Source organism: Legionella nigrisilvae (assembly GCF_977063395.2).
The window spans coordinates 359,053-372,743 of record NZ_CDRUGZ020000020.1 but is presented as its reverse complement, the minus strand read 5'-3'; the positions used below and the strand labels follow the sequence as shown (position 1 = coordinate 372,743).

Sequence of the window (13,691 nt, the reverse complement as noted above, 5' to 3'; positions counted from 1 at the left end):
ATGGATTTGGAATGAGTGAGCAGTAATGCATCGAGGTCCAATCCTGTTCCCTAATAAACGCGCCGTGGCTTTAATTTATGAGCAATGAGTGCAAGGATACTTACAATAGGTAATATGATTGGGAATATTATGAACTCTATCATTTTCATTAGATATTTTTTTACTCCACTTGCTAAGGCATAGCGCTCGCTAAATTTTTTAACGATAGGCCAATTACTGATTAAAAAGCCCGTTGGCTCTTTAAAACCGAGAAAAAAATATCCTGTAAAATACCCATAAATCTGCAGGATTTTTTTGGGATAAAAAATATAACACGCAGAAGAAGAGGGCTCGAGATATTCAGTATAATGCCAACAATTTCTTGGCATAAATAACATATCGCCTTTTTCAAGAGTAACCCTGTATCCTTCAGCATGTTGTGATCTGGGATATTGCTGATTAATTTCCTCTAAAGGTCGACTAAAATCGATCAAGCTATCGCTCACAAAAGGAAGTTTATAAATCGCTTCACTCTGATCTTGAGTAAAGAGTAAAAATCTCTTTCTCCCACTGAAACATACATGAAGATTGCTGCAATGCTCTCGGTCATAATGCATATAGGTATGAGTATTTTGGCCACCAAAAAAATAGATTACTTTTAAGGTCTTATTAAAGTATCTTGGTCTTAAGGGGATATGTTGCCAAAGGGGTATATGCTTTTCAATCTCGGCCGATTGTTTTTCAGTAAGAATTTGCCCAAAGATTCGATAGGGCATATTTTGTTTGATTTTAGCTATTATTGTTCCAAAATCAGCAGGTTGATGCGCCACACGACGGTTATTTTCAAAAGTAGCATAGGTTGTATCGGCATGAATGTGTTTTTCAAAATAATCTAAATTAAAGTTACCCTTAAAGTTTTTTATTTTTATGAGCAGAGGTTCCCTGGATTTATATAGAATATTCTTGATTTTCTCTTCTTCGCCATAAACATATTCGATGGTCTTAACATTCATGATTTTCATTGATTAACCTTTTGAATCAAGTAATAAAAATAATATTTTTTTCCATAAATAAGCGTTTTTTTTCGTTCTTTTTTTGCAATGTGACGGAGACTTGTTTTTTTAAACAAAAAGAACCACCAAGGAAGAAATGCTAATCCCATGGAACTAACGAAATCTTGAAGTTCTTCATCCTCACTGATCATCGAATTAATATAGGCTAATATTTTTTGTTCATTTACAATCAAGCGATGATAAATAGCCGATTGAACCATCCGCGTTATGTCTACCTTTTGAATTACTCTTAAGGTGGTACTTGTCTCAAGATATTCGTCTAATTTCATTGCTTGTAATTTACCTTTAATATTAAGGTCAGAATAACAAAAAAAACCATTAGGCGACAAAATACGCTCTACTTCTGAAAAAAATAGCTCAATTTGTGGGTAAAGATGTGAGCTTTCAAGATTGGTTATAATATCAAAACTGTTATTTTCAAAAGGCAAATGTTCCGCATCGGATTGAATATAATTAATTGTGTTTTCTTTGTAGAAATTTTGATATGCGTGGTTAACTAATTCTTTCGTTAAATCAACACCTAAAGCATATTTTGTTTTTAGTAATAGAGAACTAACTTTTAAACCAATTCCATTGCCACACCCAATTTCAAGCAGTTTTTTATCAAAAAATTGCATCCTGATTAACGGTCTTATCAGATGATAGAGAAGTAAAGGAGAATAAATATCCTGGATAGTACATATTTTTGAAAAATCAAAGTTTAAGGAAGCGTATTCATTATATATTTTTTTATTCCATAACCCCCAATTCAAAAAGGACTTATCAAAAATAATATGTGCAAAACTTTTATAGCTTTCTTGAATCTGATTTTTAATTAATTTTACTTCTGAGGGATGAGGATTCCCTAGTTTTAATAATGAACGAATTTGCTTTAAAGCCTGGCCATACGTTTTAATGTTATTTTCCGTGATTAAATGTTTCATTAAATAAATAACCTACCATGGAGTGTTGTATTTATCAAATACAACTCCCCGTCAATACTGCGACAAAGAAGATTTTAGCTCTGTTTTTTTGTTCTATTGAATCTTTTGTGCTATTAAATAAGTATGAGTGTCATGATGCTCATTTTCAAGCCACTTTGTGAATAAATTTTGAGCCATGACGTTATGGTTTGCAGATGAAATAAAGGTAGTGGGGATATGTTGTATAAACATATAAAGGAAACTGATATTCAGTAATAAACAAAATCAAGGTGTGTTTATCCTACCACGCAAAAATTCAGTGTCTTGTTATAAGTCCTTATTATTGCTATTTTTTATTTTTATTTTATGTGCTGCCTCTGGTGGTCACCGCCATTAAACTTAATGGCATTGTCTCTGGTGGTATGGGAGTATTTTAAAGTGGTGAAAAAAAACCAGGAACTTGATCTAAAAGACATTCTTAATGAACCTCTTGCCATCATAGGAATGAATTGCCAATTTCCTGGTATTGATTCAGATATAGAAGATGTTGAGACGTTTTATGAGATGTTGCTCAAGGGGCTTTCGCCTATTAAAGAAATGCCAAAAAACCGTTGGGATGTTGATGAATATTATGATCCAGATCGGGAGAAAGCCGATAAAATAATTGGTCGTAAAGGAGGCTTTCTTAATAATCCTCAATTATTTGATGCATCTTTTTTTAAAATATCTGCAGTAGAAGCCAAACAAATGGATCCGCAACATCGTCTTTTTTTAGAGGTGGCAATTCGTGCTTTAAATCATGCCAATATCCCACTAGACTCATTGAATAATTCAAATGCCGGGGTATTTTACGGCGCTTCAACCCAGGATTACAGCCAGCTCAATTATAAAGACAATATCGAATTTAATGCCTATACCCAAATTGGTGCGGCCAGCAGCGCTGCTCCAGGACGATTGTCACATTTTCTCAATTTAAAAGGTCCCAGTATGGCTGTAGATACAGCCTGTTCCTCTTCATTGGCAGCGCTATATGTTGCAGCATCCTCATTGAGAATGAAGCAATGTTCTATGGCTATTGTGGGTGGAGTTCATCTTAGTCTTTGCCCTGAAAGTTTTATCAGTGTAACTAAAGCAAATATGTTATCTGCACAGGATCAATGCAGCAGCTTTGATATCCATGCTGATGGTTATGTGCGAAGCGAAGGGTGTGGGGTAATAATTTTAAAACGCTTAACTGATGCGATTAAAGATCAAGACACCATTCATGCAGTACTCAAAAGTATTGCCATGAATCAGGATGGTGATGATGGGACGATTTTGGTTGCTCCAAATATTAAGTCACAAATTGCCATGCATCATGAAGTGTTGGCGCTGGCTCATTTAACTCCAAGTGACATTGATTATATTGAAGCTCATGGAACAGGTACGGTTGTTGGTGATTCAGTTGAGTTTAATGCAATCCAACAGATCCACAAAGGGTATCATACTCAAGATAAACCTCTAATTATTGGCGCAGTGAAAAGTAATATAGGCCACAGTATTGCCTCATCTGGGGTCGCCTCACTGATTAAAGCAATTGGTGCATTGAAGCATGAAACAATTCCTGCCAATTTACATTATACTCAACCAAATAAAACTATAGATCCAGAAAGCATACCCGCAATTTTACCCGTACAAGCACTTCCTTTTAAGAAACAAAAAAATAAAAAAAGACATGTGCAAATATCTAATTTTGGCTTCAGTGGCACTAATGTAAGTGCCATCATTGAAGAAGCAGACAATGATATCTTAACACCAGAATCATTAGATGATGGACAAGCAACATGTTTTGTTGTTTCAGCAAATAGTGAGTATTCATTAAGGAAGATGTTAGTACGTTTTGCACAATATCTTCGAGGAACGTCGACAAGTTTACATGATATTTGTTGTACCCTTATAAACTGTCGTGATCATTATAAATATCGTTGCGCCATTGTGACTCAGGATAAAGAAACATTGATTCACACGATCGAATCTGAATCTTATGAGATTCAAAAGGTCACTATAAAAAAAGAAATCCAAAAATTATCTCCTGACGCCAAGCTGATACACGAGGCCTATTTTGCGGGATTTAATATAAAAATTGATCCTGAAGATGTGCAATTTAATAAAGCAGATTTACCACTTTATTTTTTTGATAGAAAACCCTATTGGCATGAAACGAGGGAGAAAAATGGGCTAATTACTCTATCTTTGCAACCCAAAGAAGAACAAATAGAATCCATCAAAGAGAAACTGGCTGCTTACATACAATTCCTTTTAAAAATAGAACCCATTGGAGAACATCAGGATTTCGGCTCTTTAGGATTCAACCAGGAGTCATTAACCGCACTGGAGCAGGGTGTTTATGAACTCTTCTCTTATAAGATGTCCATTCCTGCTTTTCTTAGTTTGGACAAGTTGGCCAGACATATACATCAAGTCCAGATGCCAGAACCTGTGTACCGACAACCCACGGTCAATATACTGAGCAATGAACCTATTGCGATCATTGGCATGAGTTGTCGTTTCCCTAAAGCAGAAACCATAGAGGCGTTTTTGTCCTTATTAGAGCGAGGCGAAACCGGTATGGCGGATATTCCTTTGGAGCGATGGGATAATGAGAAATTTTATGATCCGGACGTTAATGCTTTAGGCCGTCTGTATATCAAACAACTTGGCTTAATTGAAAATATAAAAAATTTTGATGCAGATTTTTTTAATATCAGCCCTCGTGAAGCCAAACTCATGTCCCCACAATTACGCGTATTTCTGGAGACGAGCTATCATGCATTGGAAGATGCAAACTTATCTCTTTCTACAATTAAAGACAGTAAAACTGGAGTTTTTGTTGGTTGTGGTACGAATGAATATCCACGTTTATTAGCAGGCCTTGGTGTTGGTTTAGAAGATCTAAACATTTATTTTGCCACAGGAAATGTTTTAAATGCGATACCGGGTCGAGTCGCTTATGCGTTTGATTTCCACGGACCAATACAGGCCATTGATACAGCTTGCTCCTCTTCGATGACCGCCATTCATGATGCATGCTTAAGTTTGCAAAATGGCGATTGTGATATGGCTCTTGCAGGGGGAGTAAATATCCTACTTGCTCCCGATTCAAATATCACGCTCTCAAAAGCCAGGATGTTATCCCCCGAGAGCCGCTGCAAGACATTTAGTGAGGATGCGGATGGTTATGCACGTAGTGAAGGGTGTGGTGTCATCGTTTTAAAACGATTAAGCACGGCGTTAAAAGACAAGGATAACATTCTTGCGGTAATTAAAGGAACTTCCATTAATAGCGATGGTAAGAGTGGCGGATTTACTGTTCCTAATGGTATTGCTCAAGAAGAGGTGATTCGCAGTGCTCTCGCTAAATCACATTTATCACCCAAAGATATTGATTACGTAGAAGCCCATGGTACCGGTACACCATTGGCTGATCCCATTGAAGTGAATGCACTAAGCAAAATTTTTAGTGAATACCATAGTGAGGAAAAACCGCTTTACATCAGCTCGGTAAAAACCAATATAGGCCATTCTGAAAGTGCATCTGGAGTGGCCGGTGTAATTAAGGCTGTTTTAAGTTTACATGCTCGTAAAATATTTAAACACCTTAATTTCAAGAGATTAAATCCTGAAATTGAGTTAAAAAATACAGTTATTCCATTAAAGACTCTGGATTGGGTCAAGGAAGAAGGATTACGATGTGCTGGGGTGAGTTCCTTTGGATTTAGCGGAGCGAATGCACACATCGTACTCCAAGAAGCCCCTGTACGAACCATAGAGAAACGTACACTCCCTCAAGAGTCCTTATTACTTATTTCCGCCAAAAGTAAAAAAGCGCTAGAGTTACTTTTAGCAAGTTATCAAAATTATCTAGAAAATACGCAAGAGGAATTTGCGGATATATGCTATACCGCTGCAACGTGTCGTAGCCATTTCTTATTTCGGGTTGCTATTAAAGCACGTACGGCGAAAGAAGCCGCTGCCGTGATTGAGAACAATGGGTACACCATCACTCAAATCAAAAAGGAAAAAAGGAATCCCGCCTCTTTGCTACAAAGCAAGTCATTGACGGAATTACAGGCAGATTTTCAAGCAGGGTTGATTATAAATTGGGTTGAGTTTTATCAGTCACTCAACACTCAGTTTCTAAAAGTTAAACTTCCTTTATACGAATTTGCTCGCGAAGAACATTGGTTTGAAACAAAAGACAAACTAAAAGATGCCCCTTTACCTCAAGATTGGTGTTTTCAATTGCAATGGCTGCCTCAACTCTGTACTCGCACTAATCGTAAAATGCAAGGAAATAATTGGCTTTTAATTGGCGCACAACAACTTGCTCCCCGCCTTATTGCCCAGGGATTAGATATTCACCTTGAAGAAGAGAGTCCACCCTTAAAGCAATTGGATGGGATTATTTTTGCGGTAGGTTTGGATGCTCCTAAAACTGAAGATATTGGGTCCAGTATCCATTTTCAAAAAAACACCCTTAAAAAGTTACTGGAACTTGTTAAAGAGCTGGATCATAAAGCTATAAAATTGCAACTTATTGTGCTTACATCCAATGCAATAGCAGAACTGGCAGCAGGGGCGCTGAATCTGAATGATAGCCCACTTATTGGGTTTTGCCGCACATTAGTATTAGAGCTGCCGCAATTGAATACTATTTTGATTGATACCGAAAAAACAGAAGACGAAAATTATGCGGGACAAATTGTCGATGAAATTAGGCATAATTTTGAGGAATGTTATGAACACATCGTTGCATATCGAGAAAGCAAACGTTTTATTGCGCGATTGCAAAAAACCAAACTCGTGGATAAGCGAAGATCGCTTTATGGAGAAGGCCGTTATTTAATTACGGGTGGTTGTGGTGGTTTAGGCCTAATCACGGCGCAAGCTTTGCTTTCAGCTGGTGCAAGGGAAGTAATTCTTGGTTCGCGAAATGTGGAGAAACCCGCAGTAAAAGAAGCAATTAAGAAAATTCAATACAGTTATACCGGGCGAATTATTCGTCCTGTAAATTTGGATGTTACTGACAAAGAAAAAGTACATGAGTTACTTCTTGAATTGAATGCAGACGGATTGTTAAAAGGCATTATTCACGCAGCAGGTGTAGCAATTAAAGCCCCATTATTGGAGCATAACAATGAGGATGTCGATTATTTATTTTCTGCCAAGGTGCAAGGCAGTTGGTATTTGCATGAATTAACTAAAAACCTCGACCTGGACTTTTTTGTTATCTATTCTTCGATTTCCTCCGTATTTGGCAGTAATAAAGAGTCAGTTTACAGTGGCACTAATAGTTTCGTAGACGCTTTGATTGCGGAGCGCCGACGTTTGGGATTGGTTGGAACTGCAATTGAATGGGGGCCTTGGGGCGAAGTGGGGATGGCTAAAAAGCGATCTCAAGACCAAGGATTAAAACAGTCTTTGATCAGTAATGAACAAGGTCATACGTTCATTAAAATTCTTATTAATGATCAGTTAAGTCATGCAGTTATTATTTCTCCTGATTATCTCAAATTTATGCTTGATTTTGTTCCGAAACCCGTACCGGGTTTCCATAAATATTTAGCGGATAATCTGCACGTTTCAGAACAATTTGCAAATAAGAATTTATCCTCATGGCTTAATGACTATTTGGAAATTAATCCAGAGAAACGCCTCCAATTTTGTAGGGATTTGGTGTGTTTTATTTGTAAAGAAATTCTTGAGCTTACCCAGGTGGATGAGCTGGATGAAGATGAGGGATTCTTTGAGCTTGGTTTTGATTCATTGATGATTACCGAGTTGGCAACCAAGCTCAAAGAAAAACTAGCACCAACCCTTAAAGTGACTGCGACAATAGGTTTTGATTATCCTTCAATTAATAAATTGACTCAGCATATAGAGTCTGAATTGGGGAAACATTTAGTTATCCAACAAGGTCCCAAACCTGTAGTAGAACAAACCAATGATGCAATTGCAATTATTGGTATGAGTTGCAATTTTCCCAATGCCAGCGATATTGAGGCCTTTGAGATACTACTCGAAGAGGGTAAAAGTGGAATGAAAGATATACCCATTGAGCGCTGGGATAATCGAAAATATTATGATCCCGATATGGATGCGCCAGGGAAATCTTATGTTAATAAACTAGGGTTAATCGAAAAGATTAAATGCTTTGATGCAAACTTCTTTGGGATTAGTCCTCGTGAGGCAAAATTAATGGAGCCTCAACAACGAATCTTTTTAGAATGTTCGTATAAGGCTATTGAAAATGCAAATTATTTACCTGACTCATTACGGGGCAGTTTAACGGGAGTTTTTGCAGGTGTAGGTCCCAATGAATACTACGCACAGCTAGAAAAATCGGGTTTCTCTAACGAAGAACTAAGTGTTTACTCGATAACGGGGAATGTGTCTAATCTGATTCCAGGACGGGTAGCGTATACTTTTGATTTGAAAGGCCCATCAATCAGTGTGGACACAGCCTGTTCCTCATCTTTAGTAGCGATTCATTATGCATGTCAAAGTTTAAAAAACAGAGAAATTGATTATGCGCTTGCGGGTGGGGTCAATGTGCTTTTAATGCCGGAAGCAAATATTACTTTATGCAAAGCTAAAGCGTTAGCTCCTGATGGTCACTGTAAAACTTTTGATGAGCATGCAGATGGATATGCAAGAGGGGAGGGCTGCGGCGTACTGCTATTAAAAAGACTATCCGATGCCTTACGCGACAAGGATACCATTTTAGCCGTTATTAAAGCTTCGGCAGTAAATAATGATGGACGTTCTGCAGGATTGACTGTTCCTAATGGCAAAAGCCAGGAAGAAGTAATGCTAAAAGCTTTAAGTCAAACGGATTTATCCAGTGGTGATATCAGTTATATAGAAGCACATGGAACCGGTACACCCTTAGGCGATCCTATTGAAGTACATGCAATTAATCAGGTTTATGGAAAAGGACACACTCAGAATAATCCTTTATATCTTGGTGCAGTAAAAACTAATATTGGACATCTTGAAAGTGCAGCTGGCGTGGCAAGTGTTATTAAAACAGTGATCAGTCTGCAAAGGAAGAAAATTTATAAATTGCTCCATTTTAAAAAATTAAATCCACACATTCACCTAGGGGATACTCGGCTTCCCTTACAAAACCTAGATTGGGAAACGGATTCAAAATTGAGAAGTGCAGGGGTCAGTGCATTTGGTTTTAGTGGAACGAACGCTCACCTTATTTTACAAGAATTTCCAAACCCTGCGGCCCAGGAACCCGTTAAATCCACTAATGCCCAATTATTAGTCCTGTCTGCGAGCTCACAAACCGCTTTAGAACATTTAGTGCAAAGTTATCAGCAGTATTTAGCAAAAACATCAGAAGCGTTTAGTGATATTTGTTTTACAGCAGCTACCTGCCGCGAACATTATAATTATCGGTTGGCTTTAATTGCCCATACGGCTCAAGAGGCAGGTAGAATCTTGGAGTCAGGTCAGTTTGCTCAATCTAACGGCAAAGGTATCACTCTTGATGTTCAAGATGCTCCTCTCCACTCTATTGTGACAAGTTACATGCAAGGGAAATCGATCGACTGGAATCAATACTATAAAAACAGTAGCCAGGTATTTAACAAAGTTAATTTACCTCATTATGTATTTGATGCGACTGAATTTTGGGTTGAGAAAAAAAGCTCCATAAAGTCACCTACTGATGTAGTGCATCCTCTTTTAGGACAAATGTTGTCGCTGCCTGGCAATGAGTTTTTATTTAGTAACAAGCTGGACTTAGAACATTTAACGTACATTAAGCAGAATTTTATTTTTGACAAAGTTATATTCCCAGCTAGCGCTTTTATTGAGTCGGGTTTGGCAGCCGCTAAATTTGTATTGAAATCCAATACGTTTTCAATTGAAAAATTTCATATTGAGCGTCCATTATATCCAAAGCAGGCCCAAGAGTTTCAGTTGCAAGTCAAACCACAGAGTGTCGAACAATACAAAATCAATATTTTTGCGAAACAAGATGATAATTGGCAATTGTTTTCTGAAATGGAAATCAATTCACGATCGCCGTTGCTTCCTGTGTCAGTCGATATAAATGAATTAAAATCATCTTTTGAGCGCAGCTTGGATGGATCGCAAATATATGAGCATTTTAAAAATCATGCTCTCTTTTATCCAGAGGAACTACAGGTTTTGCAAGAGAGTTATCTTGGAAATGACAGCATTCTTTCCAAAGTAGTACTTACTAAACTCAGCCAAGGGATCAACTATTATTATCCGCCTATTTTGCTTGATGGTGTAATGCAAAGTATTTTATTACTTAAAAAAAATCAGTTTAAGCATTCCACGTATGTACCATATACGTTTGCACGAATGACTACAATTCATGAAGCTCCTCGAAGTGTATGGAGCTGTTTAACCCAGAAAACTTCCGAGCATGATAATGAATTGTGTTTTGATGTCAAATTTTATGATAATGCAGGTTTACTCATTGGTGAAATTGAACAGTTTAAATTAAGAAGGGTAACGCAAAGCCATTTTATTCCTTATGAATCTTATCTTCAAAATTTGTATCAAACTCGATGGAGTCCATTTAAGTACAATGAACTGACACCAATGCAGCTTCCCCAGTTATTTGTGATATCCAAAGAACCGGATCGGGCAAACAAACTATTCGGTGATTTGGATTATCAATTCATATCTAGTCTGGATGAATTGGGACCTATTGAGAATAAAAATATAGTATTCTTATACAATCAAAGCCATTTCAATGACTTATTTCATTGCTGTCAAAAAATGTTTAAGTCACGACCTCAAAGCTTCACATTAGTCACAGAAAATGCATATGCGGTTCATGAAACAGATACGGTAAATCCCTACCATACTATGGCATGTGCTTTTTGGAAAACTTTTAGTAATGAACTTGAGCTTGGTAAAAATTATGCAATTGATTTGGATAGCAAAAGTACGTTGCCAGAGCTATTAAAATATCTATTGACCAACAACAGCGTTGAAAATCAGTTTGCGATCCGAGATACATTTTATATTCCTCGATTAAAGAAAGCACAGGTTTCTGCAAATCTCATACATCAAGAGCTATTTAAAAGTGATGCAACCTATCTGATCACAGGTGGTACTGGAGCCTTGGCAAAAACATTAATTGAGTACCTTATTCATAGGGGCGTGCAACACATTGTCATTACCAGTAGATCTGAAAGTTCAGAAGATACTAAAAGGATCATCGAGCAAGCGCGCAAAAAGCAAGTATTCATCAAACACTATCAGGCAGATGCCAGTAATTATCAGAAAATGGAACAGATCATTAACGATATCGAACAGAATTCCAAACCACTACAAGGCATATTTCATCTCGCAGGTATTGTGCAAGATGGTTTGTTAGTTAATTTAAATGATGATGAGATGCAAAATGTATTAAGTGCAAAAATGGATAGTGCTCTAATTTTGCATCAATTAACCAAAGACATTCCTCTAGATCTATTTGTTTTGTTCTCATCCTTCGCTTCTATCTTAGGTACCAGAGGACAAGCAAATTATGTGGCAGCTAATGGATTTCTCGATGGATTGGCATATTTACGACAGCAACAAGGATTACCAGGACTTTCCATTAATTGGGGACCTTTCCATTCAATGGGGATGACTGCAAATCTAAGCCAGGCTATTCAACAACGTGGGTTTAGTTTGTTAGATAAAGATAGTATTGATGTTCTTGATGTTTTATTAACCCTTCAATTGCCGCAAATTGGTGTATGTCCTATCAATTGGGACATTTATTTTAAATATTCTCCGAAAAATGCATGGTTGGTTGAGCTTATGAAGCACTCTCAGCCCGCCGATCAGCATTTATTAAACTCTCTTCGTCAGCATACCAAAGAAGAATCAATTGCCATCCTGAGTCAGATCTTACGAGAAATTACAGTGGATGTTTTAGGGTTAGACGATCTAGAACAAATTGAAGTGGATGATGGTTTGTTTTCATTAGGGTTAGACTCACTAATGGCCATAGAAATTCGCAATCGTATTCATGACAAATTACAAACTCCTACCCTTAACTTATCAATAGAATACTTTATTAATGAGCCCAGTATTAGCAAGATTGCTAAAAATATTGCGAATGAATTACAGAATTTGTTTCAATTTGAAAATAAAGCAATGCCTAATGCCGCTATAACTCTCGTGGGTGAAGAGGTTCCTTTATGTGATTTTCAATACATTTTTTGGGTGCTTAATAGGCAAGGCTATTCTTATAACGTTGGAACGCAATTACAGATTCAAGGCAAGTTGAATAAGGATTATATCGCTCATGCATTTGATGCCGTAGTAAAAAACAACAGTGCTTTTTGGCTGAGCTTTGATTCCGAAGTGCCCACCCAAGTGTTAAAGAAAAAAGGACAGTTTGAATTAATTTATAAAGACATCTCCCTAGACAATGAAGAGATCGTACTCAATCAAGAATTTCAAAATAATATGTTGCGCGAGATTCCGCTAACAGATCAACCACTAATAAGAGTTTTTCTTTATAAAATAAATAGCGATCTGCATGAATTGCACATGATAATCCCTCACATCATAGTGGATGGTCCTTCCTGTGATCTTGTCTTGAGTCAATTTAAAAAATACTATGAAATGCTGGCACAAGGGAAGCCGTTAAGTGTAGAGCCCGAAAAAGATTTGTTTCTTAATTTTGTCAAAAAAAATAATCATCTTTATGAGACGAATTTAAAACATAAAATTAATTTTTGGCAAAATTATAATAAAGGATTCAAAATGTTGTATCTTGGACATAAACACTTTATGGCTATAGATAGTCAGAAAAAGTATTTATTCCATTATCCTATTGAGTCCAATAAGGCCGAGCAATTTCTAGAATGGCATAAAACTAATAATATGAATGTGAGCACCGGACTAATCGCTGCATGTCATCTTGTCTTTTATAAGCTCAGCAGACAGAAGAAAATACCTTTTATTCAAATTCATAGTGGAAGGGAAGGCAGTCAATACAATGCAGTTGTGGGTTTGTTCTCAGAATATAAACGTTTAAATATTGCAGTAGATGATCAATACACCTTCATCGATTTTGTTAGGTCAATTGATGAACAACAATTAAAAACTGCTTCTTTTCAAAAATGCTCGCATGTAATTAAAAACAGTGAGTTTAAAGATTCGGGATTAACAATGAGCCATTATTTATTTTATAGATGGAATAAGCTCTGGTTAACGAAACAATTTAAGAGAAGTAAGCTTTATTCGGGGATTGTTGATTTTTACCTTAAATATTTGAGTTGGGCTGAAGCAATTCGTTTTAATGCCTTATTTAAACGCAAAATTAATAAATTATTTAATTTAAAAATCCCTTTGAAAAAACCAGAACGATTGAGAATTTTGGTGAATATTACCCCTTCTTTTTTCAGTAAAGCGGTTTCAGAATCGAGTAATACGAATCTTAAATTTCAATATGCAAATCATTTTGGTAGTGAAGATCGTCCTGTAAGCAATCGAACTTTATGGATTTTATTTTCTAGGAATCAGGAAGGTGAATATTTAATTTCGATTAATGGTCCCGTAACAACCCATTGCAAAGAGTTAATTGCTAATGAATTTAATAAGCTGATTGCGAAGGTAGTAGCAAAAGAGGCATATATCGTCGAAGATTTAATTCGATGATATAAAATTATCTTCGTTATGAGTAATTAATTTGCCATCATGT

General features: G+C 36.7%; 3 protein-coding genes. 1 reads left to right on the top strand and 2 read right to left on the bottom strand.

Annotated features, from left to right (window positions below):
• Window positions 1-50 precede the first annotated feature (50 nt).
• Both ACWTE2_RS10315 and ACWTE2_RS10310 read right to left on the bottom strand, forming a co-directional pair.
• Window positions 51-1,001, bottom strand: coding sequence for a cupin-like domain-containing protein (locus ACWTE2_RS10315; protein WP_454785290.1), 951 nt, complete (start codon window positions 999-1,001; stop codon window positions 51-53).
• Window positions 998-1,975, bottom strand: coding sequence for a class I SAM-dependent methyltransferase (locus tag ACWTE2_RS10310; RefSeq protein WP_454785289.1), 978 nt, complete (start codon window positions 1,973-1,975; stop codon window positions 998-1,000). The genes ACWTE2_RS10315 and ACWTE2_RS10310 overlap by 4 nt, the downstream gene beginning before the upstream one ends.
• Before the next feature lie 417 nt (window positions 1,976-2,392).
• Between ACWTE2_RS10310 and ACWTE2_RS10305 the strand changes: the two genes are divergently transcribed.
• Entirely contained in the window at window positions 2,393-13,648 is an 11,256-nt protein-coding gene (locus ACWTE2_RS10305; protein ID WP_454785288.1) for an SDR family NAD(P)-dependent oxidoreductase, read from the top strand.
• The last annotated feature ends 43 nt before the right edge of the window (window positions 13,649-13,691 follow it).